The sequence below is a fragment of the Halomonas elongata DSM 2581 genome, assembly GCF_000196875.2.
GTDB classification, from domain to species: Bacteria; Pseudomonadota; Gammaproteobacteria; order Pseudomonadales; family Halomonadaceae; genus Halomonas; species Halomonas elongata.
The window spans coordinates 3622699-3644596 of the sequence record NC_014532.2 but is presented as its reverse complement, the minus strand read 5'-3'; the positions used below and the strand labels follow the sequence as shown (position 1 = coordinate 3644596).

The 21898-nt window shown below is 59.1% G+C and carries 20 protein-coding genes and 1 pseudogene; 7 read left to right on the top strand and 14 right to left on the bottom strand.

Annotation, left to right across the window (positions count from 1 at the left end; all coding sequences use genetic code 11):
- Positions 1 to 29: 29 nt before the first annotated feature.
- A complete protein-coding gene (locus HELO_RS17015) occupies positions 30 to 323 on the top strand; it encodes an MGMT family protein (RefSeq protein WP_013333856.1) in 294 nt (97 codons plus the stop codon).
- A 26-nt stretch (positions 324 to 349) separates the two neighbouring features.
- Positions 350 to 940: a YjaG family protein gene (locus tag HELO_RS17010; RefSeq protein WP_013333855.1), complete on the top strand. Its 591-nt coding sequence runs from the start codon at positions 350 to 352 to the stop codon at positions 938 to 940.
- A 4-nt stretch (positions 941 to 944) separates the two neighbouring features.
- Here the strand turns inward: HELO_RS17010 and HELO_RS17005 are convergent, their stop codons facing one another.
- The gene (locus HELO_RS17005) at positions 945 to 1481 is read right to left on the bottom strand and encodes a hypothetical protein (RefSeq protein WP_013333854.1); all 537 of its coding nucleotides are present in this window, start codon (positions 1479 to 1481) and stop codon (positions 945 to 947) included.
- Positions 1482 to 1714: 233 nt separating this feature from the next.
- Positions 1715 to 4234 (bottom strand): cytochrome P450, encoded by a 2520-nt coding sequence (locus HELO_RS16995; RefSeq protein ID WP_013333853.1) that lies wholly within the window; start codon positions 4232 to 4234, stop codon positions 1715 to 1717.
- Positions 4235 to 4883: 649 nt separating this feature from the next.
- Here HELO_RS16995 and HELO_RS16990 point away from each other — a divergent pair.
- Positions 4884 to 5705, top strand: a complete 822-nt coding sequence (locus HELO_RS16990; RefSeq protein ID WP_041602234.1) for an alpha/beta fold hydrolase — start codon at positions 4884 to 4886, stop codon at positions 5703 to 5705.
- A 361-nt stretch (positions 5706 to 6066) separates the two neighbouring features.
- Complete coding sequence (locus tag HELO_RS16985) at positions 6067 to 8217, top strand: FAD-dependent oxidoreductase (protein WP_013333852.1); 2151 nt, start codon at positions 6067 to 6069, stop codon at positions 8215 to 8217.
- A gap of 281 nt (positions 8218 to 8498) precedes the next feature.
- Here HELO_RS16985 and HELO_RS16980 read toward each other — a convergent pair.
- The 3 genes and pseudogenes from HELO_RS16980 to mobH form a co-directional block, all read right to left on the bottom strand.
- Positions 8499 to 10207: pseudogene (locus HELO_RS16980) on the bottom strand (L-lactate permease).
- A gap of 761 nt (positions 10208 to 10968) precedes the next feature.
- Positions 10969 to 11931, bottom strand: a complete 963-nt coding sequence (locus HELO_RS16970; protein WP_049786251.1) for a tyrosine-type recombinase/integrase — start codon at positions 11929 to 11931, stop codon at positions 10969 to 10971.
- Positions 11924 to 13798 carry a MobH family relaxase gene (mobH, locus tag HELO_RS16965; protein WP_013333848.1) on the bottom strand — a complete coding sequence of 625 codons (1875 nt, stop codon included), beginning with the start codon at positions 13796 to 13798 and terminating at the stop codon, positions 11924 to 11926. Before mobH ends, HELO_RS16970 begins: the two co-directional genes overlap by 8 nt.
- Positions 13799 to 13969: 171 nt before the next feature.
- On the opposite strand from mobH, the gene HELO_RS16960 reads away from it, so the two are divergent.
- Together HELO_RS16960 and HELO_RS16955 are read left to right on the top strand one after the other, a co-directional pair.
- The gene (locus HELO_RS16960) at positions 13970 to 14413 is read left to right on the top strand and encodes a LexA family protein (protein WP_013333847.1); all 444 of its coding nucleotides are present in this window, start codon (positions 13970 to 13972) and stop codon (positions 14411 to 14413) included.
- Positions 14410 to 15687, top strand: coding sequence for a Y-family DNA polymerase (locus HELO_RS16955; protein WP_013333846.1), 1278 nt, complete (start codon positions 14410 to 14412; stop codon positions 15685 to 15687). Before HELO_RS16960 ends, HELO_RS16955 begins: the two co-directional genes overlap by 4 nt.
- Positions 15688 to 15980: 293 nt before the next feature.
- Here the strand turns inward: HELO_RS16955 and HELO_RS19425 are convergent, their stop codons facing one another.
- Positions 15981 to 16286, bottom strand: a complete 306-nt coding sequence (locus tag HELO_RS19425) for an SOS response-associated peptidase family protein (RefSeq protein ID WP_332836004.1) — start codon at positions 16284 to 16286, stop codon at positions 15981 to 15983.
- Positions 16219 to 16644 (bottom strand): SOS response-associated peptidase, encoded by a 426-nt coding sequence (locus HELO_RS19420; protein ID WP_269777370.1) that lies wholly within the window; start codon positions 16642 to 16644, stop codon positions 16219 to 16221. Before HELO_RS19420 ends, HELO_RS19425 begins: the two co-directional genes overlap by 68 nt.
- 275 nt (positions 16645 to 16919) lie before the next feature.
- Here HELO_RS19420 and HELO_RS19230 point away from each other — a divergent pair, with 275 nt between their 5' ends.
- Complete coding sequence (locus tag HELO_RS19230; protein ID WP_157953431.1) at positions 16920 to 17906, top strand: DUF6710 family protein; 987 nt, start codon at positions 16920 to 16922, stop codon at positions 17904 to 17906.
- Between the two features lie 58 nt (positions 17907 to 17964).
- Here HELO_RS19230 and HELO_RS16940 read toward each other — a convergent pair whose 3' ends face one another.
- From HELO_RS16940 to HELO_RS16910, 7 genes are all read right to left on the bottom strand, one after another.
- Positions 17965 to 18906, bottom strand: coding sequence for an ArdC family protein (locus HELO_RS16940; RefSeq protein ID WP_013333845.1), 942 nt, complete (start codon positions 18904 to 18906; stop codon positions 17965 to 17967).
- A 123-nt stretch (positions 18907 to 19029) separates the two neighbouring features.
- Entirely contained in the window at positions 19030 to 19389 is a 360-nt protein-coding gene (locus HELO_RS16935; protein WP_041602231.1) for a hypothetical protein, read from the bottom strand.
- A gap of 321 nt (positions 19390 to 19710) precedes the next feature.
- Positions 19711 to 19917 carry a hypothetical protein gene (locus tag HELO_RS16930; RefSeq protein WP_041602230.1) on the bottom strand — a complete coding sequence of 69 codons (207 nt, stop codon included), beginning with the start codon at positions 19915 to 19917 and terminating at the stop codon, positions 19711 to 19713.
- Between the two features lie 2 nt (positions 19918 to 19919).
- Positions 19920 to 20393, bottom strand: a complete 474-nt coding sequence (locus tag HELO_RS16925) for a hypothetical protein (protein ID WP_013333844.1) — start codon at positions 20391 to 20393, stop codon at positions 19920 to 19922.
- A gap of 164 nt (positions 20394 to 20557) precedes the next feature.
- Positions 20558 to 20992, bottom strand: a complete 435-nt coding sequence (locus HELO_RS16920; protein WP_049786250.1) for a hypothetical protein — start codon at positions 20990 to 20992, stop codon at positions 20558 to 20560.
- 479 nt (positions 20993 to 21471) lie between these two features.
- Complete coding sequence (locus tag HELO_RS19415) at positions 21472 to 21600, bottom strand: hypothetical protein (RefSeq protein WP_269777369.1); 129 nt, start codon at positions 21598 to 21600, stop codon at positions 21472 to 21474.
- Entirely contained in the window at positions 21597 to 21839 is a 243-nt protein-coding gene (locus tag HELO_RS16910) for a hypothetical protein (RefSeq protein WP_157953430.1), read from the bottom strand. The genes HELO_RS19415 and HELO_RS16910 overlap by 4 nt, the downstream gene beginning before the upstream one ends.
- Positions 21840 to 21898: the final 59 nt, after the last annotated feature.

Here is a 21898-nt window from a genome sequence, read left to right as displayed (position 1 = left end):
TGAGCGAAGGACAGGGGGAGGAAGGGTACATGAAGCCGGCGCTCACAGAACAGATCCTGACGATCCTGGCCGAGATTCCGCCGGGGCGAGTGACGACCTATGGCCGCATCGCCGCCATGACCGAAGGCGCCACCCCGCGCATGGTGGCCAGGGCGTTGCGAGAGTTGCCCTCGGGGCACGAACTTCCCTGGTTCCGGGTCATCACCGCGTCGCGGCGGCTGGCCGACCACGGCGGAGCGGATGAACAGCGTCGCCGCCTGATCGATGAAGGCGTGGCGTTCGACGCTCGGGGACGGGTGGCCAAGGAGCGCCTCTGGCCTTGAGCGATGCCATTATACAAGGAGATTTCATGAGTCAGTCATCCGGCGGTTTCTTCGAGCGGCTCCAGGCGCTGCCGCTGCGCGGCCAGCAGGCTTTCATGGCCGCCCTCTGCGAACGCCTGATACCCAATTATGCCCTGTATGCCGAGACGACAGGCCATGGGGATGTCCAGGCTCTGCGCGCCGTGCTGGCCCTGGTCTGGGAGCGGCTGTCGGTCAAGGACGCGCGCATCGACTTCGATCGGCAGGCGGAAAAGCTGGCCGAGCTGGAGCCGCCGGCGGAGGACGACAGCTTCGGAGCTCGCCGAGCGCTGGAAGCGGTCGTCGCGGTTTCCGCATTGCTCGATACCCTGCGCGGCGAGTCGCCGGATTCGGTCCTGGAGGTCAGCCGCACCTCGCGTGGCGGTGTGCGGGCCTTCATAGAGGTGACCGAAGGTGAGGAGGATGCCGGCAAGCTTGCCGCCCTGACGCGCGAACATCCGCTGATGTGCGAGGAAAACGACTTCCAGGATGCGGTGCTCGAGGCGGCTCAGGGACACCTGGACCGCGACGCCCTCAAGGCCTTGCGGCGACTGGGGCGTAACGATGGAGTCAGCAATCTTGGTCTGACGACCGACTGAGCGCTCAGAAACGCAGCCCTGCAGTGATCATGAGGCCGGCGGCGCCGAACACGATCAGGTCGCCCTCGACGCGCTTCCAGCGTATGCCGATGCTGGGCAGTGCGGCCGGGGCGGTTTCCAGATGGTTGAAGGGGATCTTGTCCCGATATTCCCCTCTGTAGCCATGCAATAGCCCCGCCGTCAGCTTGGCGCGCAGCGTCGTGTCATGAGCGAAATGCCAGAGGGGAAACTGCCTGCCGACGTAGAGATAGAAGGTGTCCTGCGCGAAGGAATTCTGGAAATGGGCGCCACCGGCCAGCCAGTCATCCGGGGTGTGGAACTCGAGGCCGATCAGTTCCTGATGGTTGGTGTGTTCGGGATCAGGGTTGAAATGCCGAGTATAAAGGCTGGTTTGCACGAGGGTGTGGTCCAGCTCCAGCTTGGGCGGCCAGTCGAGGGACAAGGCGGGGGGATTGGCATGAACTGGGGTGGCATGAACCTGGCTGGCCACTAGCGCCCATGAAAGGATGACCAAGAGCTTTCCGAACGCGCGATACGTCATGATGAGTCCATCGGAGTATATGGATGCATCATGCCTGCCCCGGCCCGGGGCGACAACTGAGCCTGGTGTCGGTCGGGGCCTAGCTGCTGGTGTTTGAGGTGGCTCGGGTAACACACGACTGAGGCCCGCCCATCGATGGCCCAGGGCAAGGCGTAGCCGAGGCCATCACCCACTTTGCCCACAAGCGAGCCCATGCCGCTTTCCGCTTGCGCTACGGCTCGATACGCGTTTTGTTAGTGGTTCCTGATGCGCAGGGTCTCCAGACCGCGAAACACCAGGCTGGGTCGCCACTGGGTCCCGCCGGGTGCCAGGGAGAAGTCATGCTGGATCAAGGCTGGCAGAACCCGCCGCAGTTCGATTCGTGCCAGATGGGCTCCCAGGCAGTAGTGTGCGCCATGAGCGAAGGCCACATGCCGTCTGGCGTCACGGCCAAGGTCAAGGCGGTCGGGTTCGGGAAAGGCCTGGGGATCCCTGTTGGCCGAGGAAAAGGAGAAGACGACCATTTCGCCACGACGTATTCGGCGGCCACCGAAATCCAGGTCTTCAAGCGCGTAGCGTATCGAGCAGCGGACAGGACCGTCGTATCGCAGCAACTCTTCCACGGCGTTGTCGGAAATTTCGGGCTGGGCTTGCCAGCGCTCGAGCTGGTCGGGGTGGCGAAGCAGGGCAAGTGCGCTGTTGCCGATCATGTCGGTCGTGGTTTCGAAACCGACGGCGAACATCAGGGCATAATGGGTGACCAGTTCCTCGATGCTCAGTCCCTGGTCCAGTGCGGTGTTCGGGTCGAGGATGCCAGGGCCACTCTTTACCTTTCTTTGTGTTTCCAGGTGTTCGCGAATGTACCGGCTGAATTCTTCCGCACTGCGATTGATGCGGGCGGCAGTATCATCGGACATCAGTGGATCGAATCCCGATATCATGTCCTGTCCCCAGGGCAGCACTTCGGGCACGTCTTCGCGGGGGAATCCCAGTATTTCGCTGATGGCAGCCGCCGGCAGCGGCAAGGCGAGCTCCTTGATCAGATCGGCTTCCCGGTCTTGACGTAGATTGCCGATCAGCTCGGCGGCGCATTCGTCGATATAACCGGTCCAGTGCTTGACGGCCTCGGGGGTGAACAGGGGGGAGAAGACGCGCCTGAGTTGTTGGTGCTGAGGCGGATCCAGAAACAGCATGAAGCGGTTGAGGTGTTGGCTGAAGGGAACCTCTTCCTGCTGTCGACTCAAGGCACTGAGGAAAGGAAAGCTTGCACTGCTCGCGTCGAGATGTGGCAGCGTTTCGGCCAGTCCCCGTGGGTCGACACCAAAACGCTTGTCGCGCAGTCCTGCCGAGACTTCGGCGTGGCGGGTCAGCCACCACCTGGAGACCGTGTCCTTGATGACCGGGCCGCAGTCGCGCAGTTGTGAAAGGAATGGGTAAGGGTCGTCGACATGGTCCGGATGGTAAGGATCGAAGGAGATGCCATGTCGGGAGATCTCCAGGGCTCGCCCTGGTGCGCGAGGTGGTCTGGCGGGCAGCAGGCGATCCATCCCCAGGGAGAGCCGGGACTGTGCATCCATCGCCGGCCGCATCGCTTCGACGAGTGCCTGAACATGGGGTGGACGTACCATGGTGAGGTGGTCGCCAGGCACCGTGATGACGTTCAGCGAGGCGCACAGTCCTTGCCAACCCAGGTCCGGCTCGTCGGTGCAGAAGTGCAGGCTGCGGGCAGGATGCACCAGTTGCGCGGGAAACTCGGAGCGAGCACACAGCAGGGTGGCCGGACCGGGGTAATACCGCGGCTGAAACCTTTCCATCGCCATATAGTTGGCGTGATGCACGGTGGCTACCCTGTGCAGCGAGTTGAATCGGGTGCCCAGGCGTCTCGTCAGTAATTCCCGCTGTGCTTCCGGGGGGAGTGCCTCTAGCTCGCTGACGCGGATCGGCTCGTCGTCAAGGCGGTCGGAGAGCCGCTGAATAATGTTGTGGAGTTCGTACAGGGCCATCAAGTCGGAGGTGGTGGCGTCGTTTGCTTCACCGATACTCCGAACCTGAAAGGTGTCGATCAAGAACAACGCCTCTATTCGCTCTCCCCGTTCGTGGAGTTGGCAGGCCATTTCATGGGCGACCAATCCTCCGAAGGAGTGCCCCGCAAGGCGATAGGGGCCCTCGGGCTGGATGGTCTGCATTTCGGCGATATAGCGCCGTGCGAGCTCCTCGACCGAACCGAGGGGGGATTCACTACCGTCGATGCCCGGGGATTGAAAAGCGATCGTCGAGGCAAGGCCGGCCAGTTCGGTACAAAGACTCGATAGATAGGTTGCCACACCCATCGAGCCGGGAATGCAGAACAGGGGAAGGGCGACCTGCCAGTCGTGCAACGCGACTGCACAGGCTCCGGATTGTTCTCCCAGGGAGGTACGTAAGGGGCCTTCTGCACTCTCCTGTGTCCGGGTTTTCTCAATGAGGTCGATCAGTTGGCCCAGCGTCATGGAGCCGAACAGGGACATCAAGGGCAGTTTCACGTGGAAATGGCGCTCTATGTATGCCGTCAGTTCCACGGCGGCCAGAGAATCCAGGCCAAGCTGGTTCAGAGGGTATTCCTCAGGGATCGAGATGTCCTCGTCATTGTTCCTGGTAAGTCGAACTATTTCCTGGGCAAGCGCCTCCCGCAGATTGGGTCGCGAAGGGGGAGGCGTTTCCCGGGGCGTAGCGTGACCGGTGGATTCAGGCGCGGTTTCGCCCTTGACGCTCACGGAATCGAAATGTTGATCCACGGGCCCTCCTTGGTCATTCCTGCGTGGGTGGACTTGTCAAAATTTGTGCTCAATGACGAGTCCATGACTTTTTTATGAATAGTTCTACTTGCAGAGAAATAAGTGTGGTAATGAATAAAACACTACCTTTAGTTGTTCGCTGAAGAGACGTCAAGCCGACCCGGCTATCGGTCTTTAATTGCTGTTATTGTTAGGGGGCTTCGCAGGAAAGGGATAACAGTTTTTTTGTGCTTCAGGTTGGTGGTCTGGTTGGAGTCGGTTTCTGAAGAGTCATAAAGTGTTGCGTGGTGTTGTTATTTTGTAAGGTCAGTCGCCGAGTTTAAAAGCAGTCCTTGACGTGATGGGTGCTGGTTATATTGAAATGGTGCCTGCGTGGCATGGCGCGGTGGTAACGAGCGGCAGGTAGGCGCCAAGCTTGCCTTGCAGGCCTTGGATTCTCTTGGCGTGCGTCGTCTATGGATTTTCTAAAGGCTGTTGGGGAATGTCTGGAAGGCGTTTGAAATGTGTTTGGAAGATGTTGTGGAATGTAAAGGTGGGGCGTGAAGCAATTAGGGCGATAGGCTTGTTGTTTGATAATGAATAGGTACGTCAGGTCGTCCAGGGTGGACGGCGAATGTTGCCGGGAAAACGAGTCACATGGAGGTAGGGAATGAGGCGAGAAGTTGAAGTGGTCAGTGTCGGAGAGTGGAATGTCCACGTTGAGAGATATCTGTTTTCCGGGGTGTCGGAGTCGGCCATTTTTGTCAATGGAGCGCTTTCAACAACACAAGCTTTTCGTAATACCATAAAAAATCTCAAGGGCAAGGTGAACATGATATTGTTTGACCTGCCCTTCATCGGAAAGTCCAGGCAGTACAATGCTATTAGTCGTCCCATGTCGAAAACGGAAGAGGTAATGGTGCTTCAGGGATTGATGGATCGTTATCAGCCGTCGTATCTGCTTTCTGTCTCATGGGGAGGGCTGGCGGCATTGATGGCGCTTGCCAAGAAGCCTCCCTCTGTTCGTAAGGCATTGATTGCCTCTTTCTCTACCCGAATCACCCCGGAAATGCACCGTTATATTGAGCGGGCCAAGGTATTGCTCGATGAAAGGAAGAATCATGAAGTTGCCACCTTGCTGAATGACGAAGTGGGAAAGTATCTGCCTGGACTGTTGAAGCGGATAAACCATGAACATATCAAGAGCCTCGATGATGAGACGTATCGTCAAGCTAGATTTCATATTGGGCAAGTTGCTTCGCTCAGTTTTGATGACTATGTGGATGTTTTCAAGGAGGTGGAGGTGCCCGTTCTGTTCGTGAATGGGGACTGGGATGAATATACCTCAAAAGAAGATGTCAGGTGCATCGAGAACTATATCGATGAGTGTGAGTTTTTTGTCGTGCCTGAAGCTGGTCATTTTCTTGATATGGAGAGCAAGTCTGCATCCAGGTACATGAACGAAATATTTGACCGTCATTTGCTGGCCTAGATTGGATGCTGTCGCGAAATGTTTTTCTTCGGGCTGGCCGTTGCATGCGGCCGGCCTTTTTAAAAGCCAGTTGATCAGGGAGCCATTCCTGCCGCGGAGCGCCGGTAGCCTCCTCCTCGGAATTGGTTGCCGCGTCTTGCTGGTGCACAATACTCAAGCGATCCGCGGGTAGCCGACATGCTGCCATGTCATCCCGCGCGGTCATGCAACCATAGCGTTGTCCCGGATGGAGCGACTGCTCCGATTGAAAGCGGATCTACACTAGGGGAAGGTCACTCGGCCAGCCGGGTCGCAAGGCACGGCCTTGTTCGTCGATTCAGGCAAGGGCAAGCCACCAGGCCGATGTCATGGAGATGCGCTTTTGAAATATCTACGCCCCCTGCTTGCCGTGTTGTTGCTGGCAGTGATTGCCGGGATTGTTGCCAGCGGTGTGCTGGACTTTCTCAGTCTGGACTATCTGAAGGCCGAGCAAGCGAGCTTTCAAGCCTGGTTCGCTGCCGAGCCTGTTATCGTCGCCGGAGGCTTCTTCCTTCTCTATACCGTCATGGCCGCGCTGTCGCTGCCTGGGGCGACTCTGCTGACGGTATTGGGCGGCGCGTTGTTTGGTCTGGGGTGGGGGCTCTTGATCATTTCCTTCGCCAGTGCGCTCGGGGCAACCCTGGCGGCGTTGCTCGCGCGAACCCTGGCGCGCTCCTTTCTGGAAAAGCGCTTCTCTTCCCAGCTTGAGCGGGTCAATGCCGGCATTCGTCGTGAGGGCGCTTTCTACCTGTTCACGTTGCGGTTGATACCGTTATTTCCCTTCTTCGTGATCAATCTGGTGCTGGGGCTGACACGGATGCGCCTGCGCACCTTCTATTGGGTCAGTCAACTGGGCATGCTGCCGGGTACGGCGGTGTTCGTGAATGCCGGGCGAGAGCTCGGTAACCTGGAGTCCCTCTCCGGCATCCTGTCGCCGTCGCTGATCGCTTCCTTTGCGCTGATCGGGCTCTTTCCCTGGCTGGCGCGTGCTCTGGTCGCCCTGGGCAAGCGGCGCCGGCTGGCCCGGCGGTTCCGGCGACCGCGTCGCTTCGATCACGATATCGTGGTGATCGGTGGTGGCTCGGCGGGTCTGGTGGCCAGCTATATCGCCGCGGCCGTCAAGGCCGATGTCGCTCTGGTGGAGCGTGACCGCATGGGCGGGGATTGCCTCAATACGGGCTGCGTTCCCTCCAAGGCCCTGATCCGGGCGGCCCGCTCGGCCAAGGAAGTTCGCCAGGCGTCGGCCTTCGGCGTTCACGCCGGCGAGCCCCGTGTGGATTTTGCCGCCGTCATGGCGCATGTGCGGCGTGCCATCGATGAAGTGGCGCCCCACGACAGTCGCAGCCGCTACGAGGGCTTGGGCGTCGAGGTGATGGAGGGGCAAGCGCGACTGGATGATCCGTGGCGTGTCGTTGTCACCACCGCGAATGGCGAGCGCGTATTGACGACCCGCCACGTCATCATTGCCAGCGGTGCCCGGCCCCGGGTGCCGGACCTTCCCGGTCTCGAGCAGGTGGAGGTGTTGACCTCGGACTCGCTCTGGACGCTCGAGGCATTGCCCGAACGCCTCCTGGTGCTGGGCGGAGGGCCTATCGGCTGTGAGCTTGGCCAGAGCTTCGCGCGGCTGGGCAGTCGGGTCGACCTGGTCGAGATGGGTCCCCAACTGCTGCCCCGAGAGGATCCCGAGGTTGCCGACGAGGTCGCCTCTAGCCTTCGTGGTGAGGGCCTGCACCTGTATCTGGGATATCGGGCATTGCGGGTGGTGGCCACCGATGAGGGCCATGCCTTGGAGATTCAGGGGGACGGAGAGGTAGTCGAGCGTCTGGGCTTTAGCCATCTGCTGGTCGCGGTGGGGCGGCAGGCCAACGTCGAGGGTATGGGGCTCGAGGCCCTCGGCGTCGAAACCCGCGAGGATGGCACGCTCCGCGTGGATGAAACGCTGCAAAGCGTGCTGCCCAATGTCTGGGCGTGTGGCGATGTGACGGGCCCCTATCAGCTTACCCATGCCAGCGCGCATCAGGCGTGGCATGCCACGGTCAATGCGCTGTTCGGCGAGTTCAAGCGGTTCAAGGTCAGTTATCGGGCAATGCCGGCGGTGACCTTCACGGACCCCGAGGTAGCCCGGGTCGGGCTCAATGAGCGCGAGGCCAGGGAACGGCACATAGCGTATGAGGTCACCCGCTATGCATTGCATGACCTGGACCGGGCTTTGGCGGAGGGAGACGCGACGGGGTTCGTCAAGGTGCTGACGGTGCCCGGGCGTGACCGAATCCTGGGGGCGACGATCGTCGGCACCGGGGCCGGCGAGATGCTGGCCGAATTCACCCTGGCGATCACTCGCGGCATCGGGCTCAACAAGTTGTTGGGCACCATCCACCCGTATCCCACGCGCAGCGAAGCGGTGAAGGCGACGGCCGGCGTCTGGAAGAACGCCCACAAGCCAGAACGCCTGCTGGGATGGCTCGGGCGCTACTTCCGCTGGCGGCGAGGCTGAATCGACTCGGGTGTCGTGGCGGTCCTTTGCCGACAATGCCAGGGCGGCTATCCTGGTGCTCACCTTGCTTGGCGGTCTTGCTGGGCATGATCAAGTAAACAATCAGCAGCAAGATCAACTGGAAGATCACCAATTCGGGATCCAGCAACAAGGTGATCAACTCCAAACCAATAAAGCCCTCAAGCGAGGCGATGTCTCGGAAGATCTCGTGGGTTAGTGGTAGTAATGACGACACGCCACCCCATATTCGAGGCGGCGTCCCTGTATTGAGGGCTTGGCTACTAGCCAGCGGCTTCGATGGCCATCAGCGGGTCCGAGATTCCGATCACCTGCATCGCAACTAGACCGATCAGGCCAGCGGCGATCACATAATACAGGGTCGGCAGAAGCGTCTTGCGGATGGTGATGCCTTCGCGACCCAGCAGTCCGACGGTGGCTGAGGCTGCCACCACATTGTGAATGGCGATCATGTTACCGGCGGCTGCTCCCACGGCCTGCAGGGCTATCATCAGTGCGGTGGAGACGCCAAGCTGTTGGGCGACGTTGAACTGGAAGTCCGAAAGCATCAGGTTGGAGACTGTGTTGGAGCCGGCAATGAAGGCTCCCAGGCCGCCCACCGCTGGTGCGAACAGCGGATAGATATCGCCAACACTGTTGGCCACGAAAGTTGCCATGGCCACCGGCATCGAGGGTAGGTCGGAAGCGTTGACGCCGGAGTTGATCAGGATACGCACCATCGGGATGGTGAAGATCAACACGAAACCTGCACCGAGCAGGGTGCGAGTGGACTCGCCGAAAGCGCTCTTGAGTTCCGCACCCTTCATGCGATGCATTACCGCGGTGATCAGCACTACGATCAGCAGAATGCCTCCGGGCAGAAACAGCGGCTCGAGGCTGCCGGATACGCCACTTTCTCCAAGGATATCGGTGAAGCCGAAGCTCACTGAGGTCAGTAGCGACTTGAGGGAGTCGATGCTGCGCGACAGCACCAGCAGCAGGGCGAGCAGCACGTAGGGCAGCCAACCCATGAAGGTGGAAAGACGTGTTTGCCAACTACTTCATCGGTCTTGATGCTCAGCCTGCCGATCCAGTGGTCCGGCCATTGTTTGCTGTCGGGGAAGTCCCATTGATTGGCGGGTATCAGGAAGCCGCGACGGGCGGCCGGAACGACGATTGCTAGTCCCACCATGGCACCGATCATCGATGGAAATTCGGGGCCGAGGAACACGCCGGCGAGGCCGTAGGGAACCACGAAGGCGATACCGGCAAAGATGGCGAAGGGGGCAATGGCCAGGCCTTCCTTCCATGAGCGATTGGCACCGAAGAAGCGTACCATGATGGTGACCATGATCAGCGGCATGAAGACCCCCACCACGGCGTGCACCAGCGCGACTTCACCGGTGATCAGGTGGAAGTAGTCCAGCCAACTGGAGCCCCCGGCCTCAAGCGCGCTGGTGATACCGGTGCGGTCAACGCCCCCGGTGACCCCGACCACGATGGGTGTACCCACGGCACCGAATGACACCGGTGTGGATTGGATCATCATGCCTACGGTGACAGCGGCCAATGCCGGGAAACCCAGCGCGACCATCAGTGGGGCGGCCACCGCCGCCGGGGTCCCGAAACCCGAAGCCCCTTCAATGAAGCAACCGAACAGCCAGGCCACGATGATCGCCTGCACGCGGCGGTCGGGGCTGATACCGGAAAAACCGTTGCGAATCGCGGTAATGCCACCTGAGTGCTTGAGGGTATTGAGCAGCAGGATGGCACCGAAGATGATCCACAGGATTGCCACGGTCAGGATCAGGCCTTGCAATGTCGAGGCGATGACCCGGGTCATGGTCATGTCCCAGACCAGCAGGGCAATCAGGGAGGTCGCCACGAAGACAATGGGCATGGCCACTCTGGCGGCCATGCGCAAGCCGATCAGCAGGATGCCTGCCAGTATCAGTGGTACGAATGCCAGAAGCGCAAAGGTCGTATCAGTCATCAGGCGGTGCTCTCTTGTTGTTTGCGGTCAGCTGACTCGATGAGGGGGAGCCCACCGGATCGCGGTATGGCGTTCGCTGTACGATAAGCTCTGCCACTGCGCCAATTCCATAGCTAGCTAATTGGTCTTACCAATATTTCGAAAAGCGGCTCCAACCGCATATGTGATGTATATGTTTAAAAAACAATATTTTGCTCTTTGCTTTCTGACGCAGAAGCCCAGAACTGGGAGTGAGCTTCTTAGACTAATGAACAAAATTTCGACATTACGGCCCGGTCGGCACGCCAGAGATCCCTCCAGCCGATAGGGGGCGGATCCGATAGGGGGCGATGTCGACCGCCGAGAGGGTCTCGGTGACAGCGCCCAGAGCGTGCCGGCGGTCATCGACGAGCTCGAACAGATGATAGAGATGACGCGCACACGAAATCCCCGTGCCGTGGTGAACGACCGGGAGAAATGCTGGAACTCGGATAGGGAGGCCGCGTCGATGCGCGGTGGGACACCTGGCACCTTGAGTGGCAGGTGCTGCCTGCTTTTATCGGAGATGGTGCCGACACCAGGAGTCGAACCCGGGACCTACTGATTACAAGTCAGTTGCTCAGATGAAAGAATCAGCACAATGGACCCTTACGGGGCATTCCTATGGGGGGATAGTGAAATATAAACGCTAACCCCATATGACATGGTCCATTCCAGACGAAGCAAAAGTGCTTGTCAAGTGCAGCTGCGTAGATGGCAGCCGCACTTTAGTCTGGTATGAATTACGCCCCCCGCTGCTCCAGATACTTCCGCAGAGTGTCGATGTCGTTATGCACATAACCCAGCGTCGAGCGGATGTCGGTGTGACCGCACACCGCCTGGGTCAGGTGGAGGTCTCGCCCGGGGCTGCGCATTAGGTCTGTCGCCAAGGTGTGGCGGAAGCGGTGGGGCGTGATGCGACCACCACTGTAATGGGACAGCCGGTTGAAGAACCGCTCCACCTGCCACGTGTCCATGACGTCCCGACGGTGACGTTCACTGAACCGGTTGACGTTGAACAGCTGATCCCCGCGCGTGAACCCGGCGACGCTGGCCGAGCGCATCAAGGTCAGCAGGTGAGGATACAACGCTTCGGTGATCGGGAGGGTAGTTTCTCGGCCATTCTTGGCTCCATCCGCTGACGCCACGAATGTGCGTTGCCGCAGTTTGATGTCGCGCCCCTGGATGGTCAGCAGCTGATTCAGCCGAATGCCGGTGTGATAGAACATCTCGACCACGACACTCCAGAACCAAGCGGGGTGGAGCGGGCTCGGTTCGTGCTTGATGACTTCATAGCGCCGGCACAACTCCAGCGCTTCCCGAGCGCGGGCGATGTCACTGGCATTCAGCGTCTTATGGCGACGTTGCAGCTCCCTCACTGCGACACCATGGAAGGGGTTCTTCTCAAGAGGAATGTACTCTCGCTCGATGCCGAAGTTGTACAACGCGCGCAAGTGGCGAGCGTAGTTGTTCCAACTGGTCGCCGCGATTCCGTTCGGGTTCTGGGGTGAGCTCAGAATCGCGGATCGCCAGCGATTGACCATACGCCGCGAGATGTCCCCGGGATAGGCATCCTCGCCGAAATAGTGACGCAGGCGTCGTACCGGCCCTGCATACGACTGCTGCGTTTTCGGAGCCAGCCACTTCTCGAAGCAGTACTCCGTCAGTAGTTCCGGGAACGTGAGGTTATTCAGATCTTTATTCATCGTTAACGTCCATATTGCGATGTGCGATGAGTGACAAAAAGGGGTTGTTGCGCTGTTCAATCGGGAGAACATCAGCGCGTTTCAGGATGTAGCCTTTGACGAGGCGTCCCTTCTTGTTCTGCCCATCGACGCGAGCGCTATGGATGTTGGTGCCGTCGTCCCGAACACGGTGCAGGCCGAGCTTTTGGAATTGTTGCTGAACCTCCGTCCAACTAACGCCGTCATGCTCATGGCAGAAACGACGGAAGATGCCGGGACTGACGATCAACCAGGTGTCATCGACACCGTGAACTTGCGCCTTGGGGGCATTCACTAGCAGGCGGTGGCTCTTCGCTCCATCCTGCAACCACTGCAGGAACGTTTCACCTAGTGTTTTGCCCTTCGTTGTCGGTGCGGGCTGAGACGTGGTGTCGACCTCAGCCTTGGTGCTTTCCGGAGAGGCATCATCATGTGTGGCGTCTAGCAGAGACGGATCCGTTGCCTGGGCATCGTCCGCCGGCGTCGTGGTGTTGGTGGTTTCCCCGCCCGTGACCAGGTCGATCAGGGAGTCGGTGTCCAGCCCAGACACCTCCGTCGCGGACGTGCTTGCGCCCTGCTCGGGAACGTCAGTCGCGGGCGTTGCCGACGACTTGGCCGAAGATGACGAAGAGGGGGAGGCTGTGGCAGTGGTGTCCGGCGTTGGTTCGTTTGTTGCCTGGGCGGCATCCGGTCCGGCCTGATCTTCCTTTCCTTTCTTCGACGCTTTCTCGCGGACCGTCAGGCTGCCCGACCAGGGCTCGGGTCGTTCCTCGGCCGATGGCCAAATCAGCGCCGGCGGGACGCGCAGGCACGACAGGTCGACGGACCAGTCGTCTTTCACGATGGTTACTGGCCACACTGATTGTCCTTGGGGGTTGGCTTCGATCAGGCCGTGGGCCTGCATTTCGTCATAAAGACGGGTGTCATCCCCAGGGATACCACCCACCCCGTTCTCCAATAGATAGCCCTTCAACTCTCGCGGCACGCGAGGCGAGACCAGCCACAGCGCGTCGTCGGTCAAGAAGAGCGGAGCACCGGGCTGATTGATGCCCAGCTTCTCCTTGACCAGATAGCGAAGGCCGTCCGCGATCTTGCGTTGCAGCGATTGGGTCGGGGCCTCGAAGGCCTTGTTCGGATCCCCACCCAGCGCCTTCGAGACACTGGTGCGATCGGCCTGGCCAACAATCTCGCTGATGATACCGCCGCGCTCGGGCACGCCACTGACGGCGTACATGACAGTGCCAAACAGGCGGGGCTCGCTGTAGAGCCAATCTAGGACCTTCGGTGAGAGGATCTGCTGGGCCAGCAGGAGATTGGTAGTCTCATGCAGGTGGTAGTCACGATCCTCTCTGTAACGAACCCGATAGGGTTCCGGGATAGGGCCATGCCAGAGGTGCCACCGCCGGCCGCTGATCAGGTGGATCTCGATGTCGACGAGAATCTTGGCGACATCATGCAGCAGGGCGGCATAGAGGATGGCCACCGTCCACAGCTCGCCGACCGCGGTCTGCTCTTCCGGTGACGCGCCGGGCGGCAGCAGGTGCTGTCGGCGTAGCCGCATGGCGTAGCACACCACCTCCAGGCCGTGATCCAGCATCCCGCCACGATAGGCGTGGTGGTGGGACTCGGAGGCCGGCAATTCCTGGGCCAGCTCGGCATACCGCTCGATGGGTGCCTGGACGTAGTCGACAAAGACCTGCCGGGACATGGAGCACATGTCCCAGAGGGCCCCGATCAGTTGTTGGCGGTAAGGGGACTGCAGCAGTTGCCCGCCCGGTTGAGGGCTGAGCCAGCCTGCCGCCTCGCTGTGCTGCCGTGTTTTCCTGGCTGTCCGAAACAAGCCGAGCATTCTCAGTACCTTGGTGGGGATGACTCGCAGTATCTGAGCGGCTTACCGGGGCGTCGGTACAGAGGGAATGTTAAATCCAGCGCGTAGGGTTTCGCGGACGGGATTTGCCTTGTCACCTGTCCTCTTAGATACTGTATATAGATACATGTACGTCAGGAGGGCACCGTGAAGATGCGCACTGAGATCATCGGTCGCGTTGGGACGACCACGTCCCCTCAGCTGATCCCACTGGCCGCTGATAGCGTTAGGGCAGGATTCCCCAGTCCGGCTGACGACTATCTGGAGACTGAGCTCGACCTGGTGGATCACCTGGTCCAGCACCCGAGCGCCACGTTCTATGTCCGCGCCAAGGGCGAATCGATGATGCGTCATGGCATTTACGATGGCGACCTGCTGATCGTTGATCGCTCCCTGGAACCGCGCAACGGTGATGTCATCATCATCGCCGTCGATGGTGAGCTGACCTGCAAACAGCTGGACCTCATTGGACGGCGGCCCTACCTGGTTTCCGGCAACTCGGCGTTCACGCCCATCCCGCTAGAAGGGCGGGAATGCCATGTGTGGGGTGTCGTGACGCATAACATCCACGCACTACGTTCCGGAGTGGGTCGGTGATCTGCCTGTCGGATGCGAATTGCTTTTACGTATCCGCTGAGCGGGTCTTCGACCCACGCTTGCACGGCATCCCAGTGGGTGTGCTCTCCAACAACGACGGCTGTGTCGTTGCCAGGTCACCCGAGCTCAAGGCTCTCGGAGTCGGCATGGGACAGCCGGCGCATGAGATTCCGCCGCCTATCCGTCGGCAGTGTGTGCTGCTCAGTTCCAATTATGCGCTGTATGGGGACATGAGCCGATGGGTGACATCCATCTACACCCAGCACACACCTGACGTTGAGGTGTACTCGATCGACGAGAGCTTTCTCGGGTTCCATGGTTTTCCCACCGACAGCCTCGAAGAACGCTGCAGGGCGATGCGGCGCCAGGTACTTCGAGACACAGGAATTACGGTGAGCACAGGGCTGAGTACAAGCAAGGTCCTGGCGAAGTTGGCCAACCACCAGACCAAACGCGATCCCGACCGGGATGGGGTGGCCATCTTGTTGCCGAACGCTCCAGAGACTCGGCAGCTCCCCGAGGAGTTGCCGGTGACGGAGGTGTGGGGCGTTGCGGGTCGCATGGCCATCCGGCTGTACGAGCTGGGGATCCAGACGGCCTGGGATCTTCGTGTTGCCGATCCCAAGCGCATCCGAGGCAGAACTTCGGTTGTCATGGAGCGGATCGTCTGGGAGTTGCGTGGCAAAGACTGTATAGAGCTCGACGATATGTCCGCACCCAAGAAGCAGATCATGACCAGTCGTTCGTTTGGCCGCCTGACGGGCGACCTGGACGACTTGCGTGAGGCCGTACGGGTCCATGCCAGCCGCGGTGCCGAGAAGCTACGTCGACAGGGTAGCTTGACCCGTGCGGTGATGGTGTTCGTGCGCACAAACCCGTTCCGTGAAGATCACCCCCAGCATCGTGACAGCGTGGTAGTAGCGCTGCCCAGCGCGACCGATGACAGTCGCCTGATTGTCACAGCAGCGGCTCGAGGGCTCGAAGCGCTTTATAAGCAAGGATACCGGTACCAAAAGGCAGGGGTCATGTTGATGGACTTGTGTGACCGTGCTGCAGAGCAGTTGGATCTCATGGCCGAGCCCGAGAATGACGAACAACGGGGGCGTCGTGACCGCTTGATGGCCACCATTGATCAGCTTAACGCCGAGCATGGTCATGGCACGGTCACGCTGGGCATGTCGCGTCCGAGAAGCGCCTGGCGGCTACGGTGTCAGCATCGGACGCCGCGTTACACCACTCGATGGGATGAGTTGCCATCGGTAAACTGTTCATGAACCCAGGATTCAAGGAAAGAGATCCATGGAGTACATGCAATGCCCTCACTGTATGGGAACAGTGCCTCGGGGGGCGAAGGTCTGCACTGGCTGTGGAGCGGAGATTTCTTACGGCACCCCCATGGGGGCGATTGCATTGGCCATCTTGCTACCGATCTTCATTGCCAATAAAGCAGCAGCGTATGCCCATGCGCAATGGCAAATCGGCCTTCCCGTTCAGGTCGGGACTTTTGTAGTGTTGCTTTGTGCTGGACTCTATCTTTGCAGAAGAGTCTATGCAAAGCGGGTGAACTTTAAGCGCCGGTACTATCAGTAGGGACTCGCTCGATCAACGTTGGATCGTCATTGCCTGGTCGATTAACCCGGGAACTGACTGGCCAGTGTGTCATCGCATCGGCCGGGATGTGTCGAACGACATGTCGAATCGTTTCGCGATCGGTCAGATCTGCATCCAGCCAAGGATCGAGACTATCATCGTCCAGAACAAGCGGCATGCGATCATGAACCTCCGCCGCGGCACCGCGAGCAGGTTCAGTCAAAATCGCACAGCCCGGCTTGCCATCCGGCCGTTCGGACCAACCACAGCAGTTCACCGTCATGCCGGGTAATGAAGTGTGGCTGTTTTCCCGCGTCAGTCGCGCGCCACTCATACCAGCCATCAGCGGGCACCAGGCAACGGTGCCGGGCAAAGGCCCCGCGGAAGTACCGTGATCCCGCGACACCCTCTACTTTAGCGTTGATAGGCTCGGGCGCTTTGCCAGTCGCCCAATGAGGACGGTAGCCCCACCACAGCTGGCCGAGGCTTCGGCCAGTCTCCTCATCAGGATGGTACACGCCAGGGATCCAGGTGCCAGGCGTGACGTTGTAGCGGGCTGCCCAGCCATTCTCGGGATCAGGCAGCCCGAGATGGCGTGATATCGCCGGTGGCTGGGAGTAAATGGCAAAGCGTCCGCACATCTTGGACTCCTGGTTGGAATGTGTCCGGAAAGTTTGTCCACTCTTCAATATAGCACCATGTCCTCAAATGATCTTCGGGAGGGTGGGCTGGCATGACCATTATGCAAGGCGGACGTAACACGTATCTCATTATCTATCCGCTGGTGAGTCCCAAGCAGATCGTGCATGGCCCAGAAGTTGTGTGATAGATTGGGTTTAGTAGCTTTATGGATTATTTGTTGAGCGGGGTGTCGAAAGTGTTAGCTAAGTTGTTTGAATCCAAGGAAGGCGAATCCATGGAAAGCAAGCGTTCTGGCAGGAGGGAACGCTTCGAGAACGTCATGAAGGTGGCCAGAGACGTAGCGAACCAAGATCCGCACTCTCTGTCTACCGTGGTGAGGTGGGTTGCATATCCATTACAAGGTCGAGTGATAAACTCAGTCGTAATGTCTGATAAAAATTGTGCTCGTGAAGGCTATACACTTGTTGATCATTTGTCAGTTCCAGGGCTTTCAGTAATAGACGATAACGGAACTAAAGCATGTGATTTGTTTAGAAAGTCCGAAAAAGAATTTCAGGTTATTCTGGGCAAGGATCCTGTGCTCGCGGGGCCATGGGGGAAAGGTTCTACTGTCACAGCTATGGCACATTGCGGCCATGGGAAGTCTAATGGTGACTGGCGTCAAGATCTAAATCATAAGGTCACAATGGTCCTTCCATTCGGAGTATGTGTCGTTGGTGGAGGGAATCATTCTTTGAGTGCGGGCATAGCAAATTCTGAAGGACGTGTTGTCACCAAGGAGTCTATTGATATTGCGTTACTTTACGACTATGTCAGATATGATGGTGAGTCATTTCTTCGCACTAGTGATGATATTGTTCTGAGAACTCCCGATGATGAAGAGATTGGCATGCTATTTGAAATTGGCAGGCTGATGAAAGACCTTGATGTAAGGTATGATGCGTTAGAAGGCAGTGCCGATGATAATGAATTGAATGCTGGCAACGCATTGGATTGGTTTTATAAGGTGTTGATAAATGGAGAGGATACCGGACAAAACCTTACCGAGAGCGGGTTGACCAGAACTCTGATGCAGGCCGGCTTGCAGCCAGGTTCCGATGAATGGATAAGCGTTGGTTGTGGAAATAAGCCAATTACTCGTCAGAGCCGCTCGGGAGAGAAGCAAGAGATTTATTTCAAAAACTATCACCGCCGACGTACTGTAGATCGGTTCGAAGATATTATTTTCGAACATGCAATGTTAGACCCCGACGCTGATTGAGAGAATCGTGGCATGGCGATTGATAGGGAAAGGCCCGGGGAATCCCCGGGCCTCCTGGTTACGCACTTTGTAGACGGAGTGAAACCTCCTGTCGGGATGCTTGCTTGGCTCGTTCCAGGAGGAACTCGGCCGCTTCTCGGGCACGGCCCGAGGCCTTGAATATGGCGCGCTTGTCCTCGCGCAGCTCAGAGATCCAGTCCGCGATGTAGCTAGCGTCCTGGAGCTCGCCGGCGATGCCGAGATGCCCGCAGAGATAAGCCATTCCCAGCTCCGCGATCAGCTCTTCACGCGCATAGGACGGCGAACCGAAGCCATCGAAGGACACGATACCTTCACGCGCCAGGCGCTTCTGATGGCCGGTGGAGTGCACCAACTCGTGCAGGGCCGTGCTGTAGTAGCGCTCGGCCAGGTCGAACTGGTGACGCGCCGGTAGCCGGATCCGGTCCAAGGTCGGCGTGTAGAAGGCCTTGTTGCCTTCGACATGCTCGATCGCTACCTCGCTCGATGCCATCACATGCTCGGCCTCCTCGTGAGGCGAGAAGGCTGCCTCGACAGAAGACCCCGGCTCGACAACCTCGTCCGGCAGCCCTTCACACTGGTCGATGTTGAAGAGGTTGAACCCACGAAGGATCGCGAAACGCTCTTCCTTGGGATTGCCTTCCTCGTCCAGCTCCTGGTTACCGTCATCGTCGAGCTTGGGCTTCTTCATCGGTTTGTAGAAGCAGGCGAGTGTTGACGTCTCGCCTTTCTTGACGCTGCCGCCGGCCTCCTTGGCTTGCTTGAAGGTCAGCCAACGGTCCTGCGAGTAGCTGCTCTCCACCGCGGCGGACCACAGCAGCGGTATATTGATTCCACTGTAGGGGCGGCCGGTAACCGCATTGCGGGGCGTCAGGGCCGGTTCCGGTTTGCCTGAACGGTTCCAGGGCTTCACCCAGGGGATGGTGCCCTGTTCCAGCTGTGCCACGATACGGTCGGTCACGGCTTGATAGATATCGGCCATGTCGCTTCTCCTCGAAACAGAAAGGGGAAGCGCACAGCCCCGGCGGGGAAGGCGACTTCCCCGGCTGGGTGGAAAAAGTAATGCCCAACGCGGTCGAGACGACGGCGTTGGGCGTGGAGCAAGTTACGCCGCGAAGGCGACGTGGGCTTCGCCACGCTCGGCGATCAACAGGTACGGTGCCCCATCACGGCGCTCGATGACGAACGCTTCGACGGGCAGGGCGAGTGGTTGGTGCTCATCCCCCTCGGGCGGTAGCCGAAAGTGGGAAAAACACGCCGAACGCGTTCCTGCAGGATACGCCGACAATGCCTGGGCGGCTGCCTGGAGCAAGTGATCGACTCGATCGAGCTCGTAGATTCCCCATTCATCGGCCAGTAGCGGACTGATCGAAATGCAGTCCTGGTACAGGCGAGAGGATAGACGGACTTCGTGGTCGCCAAAGCCTTGCTTCTGCGACAGGAGCGTCACATCGACGGAATGCATGGTGCTTCTCCTCAGATAAAAAAAGGGGAAGCACCTTGCCCCATCGGGGAAGCGTACTTCCCCTGGGGGTGGGTGACCTTGATGGTCAAATTGTAGGTTGCCTCCGACCGCTAGAGCGGCGCTCGCTTGCGGGAGGCGTGGCGAGCTTGGGTAAGGGCGTCTCGTTGGGGCCGGCGAGACACACCGGGCTGTCCGAAAACAGCGAGCTTGCCCCTCTCATGCTAGTGAGGTGGCGAAGGCTGTCAAGCTCTGGCCAGCAGACCGTAAAACGCCCCACCATGCCGTAGCATGATGGGGTGGATTGAAAGGATTCCAGAGGGATCATGTCATACCAACGGCATCCAGCAACGCTTGTATCTCGTCGGCATCATGTGCCTCAAGACGGCGTAGATCAGCAACTTCCTCGTCGCTGTAGCCGTCTATGCGTGGATCGCCCTCCTGGAGATAGGTGGCCAGCTCCTCGACACCCCGGTCCACGAGGACCTTGAGGGCGCCGAACTGATTGTCCGTCAGGTGAAGTATCGGCATGGTCAGTCCTCCTTGGCCATGCGGGCATTCACTCGACGCCACAGCCGCTCGCTGAAGCCATGAAAGTGGAACGACTTGCGAATGGTCTCGCCCGTAGCGACATCGAGCACCTCGTGGCCCTCGGTTCCCCACCATCTCGCGTCGCCACTTGGTTCACAGTTGGGATGCATGGCCCCCTCGCGCTTGAGCAGGGCCAGGGCCCATTCGACGATCGCCTCATCGAGGTCCTCGTGATCGTCGTCATCCACATCGTCAAGATCGAACAGGTAGGCAGGCTCAGGAGGCTTATTATCGGCTCCCTCGAGCAGCCAACCGCCAGGCTCCCACCAGCCGGAACGCGCGGATTCGCCCACCTCGGCTGATGCCTCCGTGACGGTCTCGAAGGTCACATAGAAGGCGGGGTGATCGAATTCATGGATGATACCGGTGTTCCCGCACTTTGGGCACATCACGCCCTGGAGACAGTTCGTGTTCATGGTGCTTCTCCTCTCATACGTACAGAAAAGGGGAAGCACCTCCCCCAGGGGAAGATCGCTTCCCCTGGGGGTGAGTCAATGAAGACGCCACTGGCCTCAGTGGTCAGATGGCGGGTCGTGCGTCGTTAGCGTTGGCCGCGGACAACAGCCAGCGCCGGCTGTCATTACGCATAAGGATCATCCTGGATGATCGCCGGTGGAAGACAAGCCTCCGTATACAAATGGCGTTGGATGATATCCAGGCCTGGCTGCCAGTCCGCCTTGTATCCGTCACTCGTGATGTCCCACACCTCGGGAGCGTGGTAATGAGCGAGGATCAACAAGGCCACTACCGCTAGGTCATATGGCTTCCGAGCGGTCTTGCAGAACGCGAAGCCTTCGCCGTCGATAGCCAGGAGCATCGTCTCGTGGCCATCATGACCCGGGCCATTGAAGCGAATCAGATCGTCGCTGATCTCCGGGTGGGCCGCATGGTTATCCTCAAACCGTATTGAGGGCAGATGGCCACCCTCATAGAGTTTTCGGAAATCGACCGTGATGGCCGCCCACTCGGCATCGCTAGCCGCACGCTTCTGCGTGAAATAGTGCGTGTATCCCATGGTTTAACTCCATCGTGAAACGGGCCATGGGAATACACCGCGCCCGCCATGGGAGGATGTCTCCCATGGCGGGTTGATATGGCCGTTGAGGCCTGGCTGGTAGGGTGCCTCCAACCGCCGAAGCGGCACTCGCACACTGGAGGCGCGGCGAGTTTGGGTAAGGGCGTCTCGTTGGGGCCGGTGAGACCGTCCGGGCTGTCCGAAAACAGCGAGCTTGCCTCTCTCATGCTAGTGAGGCAGATGAGGGTGTCAAGGCGGTTCCGGATCGACTTTTAACGCTTTCGCAACGTCCTACGCCGCTTCTCTTCGCGGTGGATCGCATAAAACCCACCACTCAAAACCAGCGCAGAAACAATGACATAAGGGGCCATGACGATGGCGAACTTTGCGAAATCACTCATTGGGGTTCCGCCTAATGGATGTGTGGCCAAAGCAGAACGCCCCCGAAGGGGCGTTCTGTGGGGTTGTTAAGGGACCCATTAGCCTTTATGTCCACGGCGACGTATATGCCGGCGGTGCACGATATAGGCATAGGCGCTGATACCAACCATCACGGCAGCACCAACGGCGAAGAGCCCCCCTAGCAAGAGGTTGGTCGGATCGGTCATTGGTCATCCGCCTCCTCAGCGTTTGCAATCATCATATCCAGTATAGCCTTGAGGACCGCCGTCCCCAATGTCATGGCGAAAAATACCAGGCCGCTCCAGGTCGCCCGAGCAACACTATCAGCCTGGACGACACTCCCTAGCAGTGTTGCCACGACACAGGCCGCGGTGACACCAGTGTATAGCCGATCCAGAGCATCAGCGATGGAGCGTGCTATACGCAGTCGTTCTTTCTCAGTCATGGACATCTCCTATCGTTGAACGCATAGGAGACGCCAGCCCGCATCGGGAGGCGTCTCCC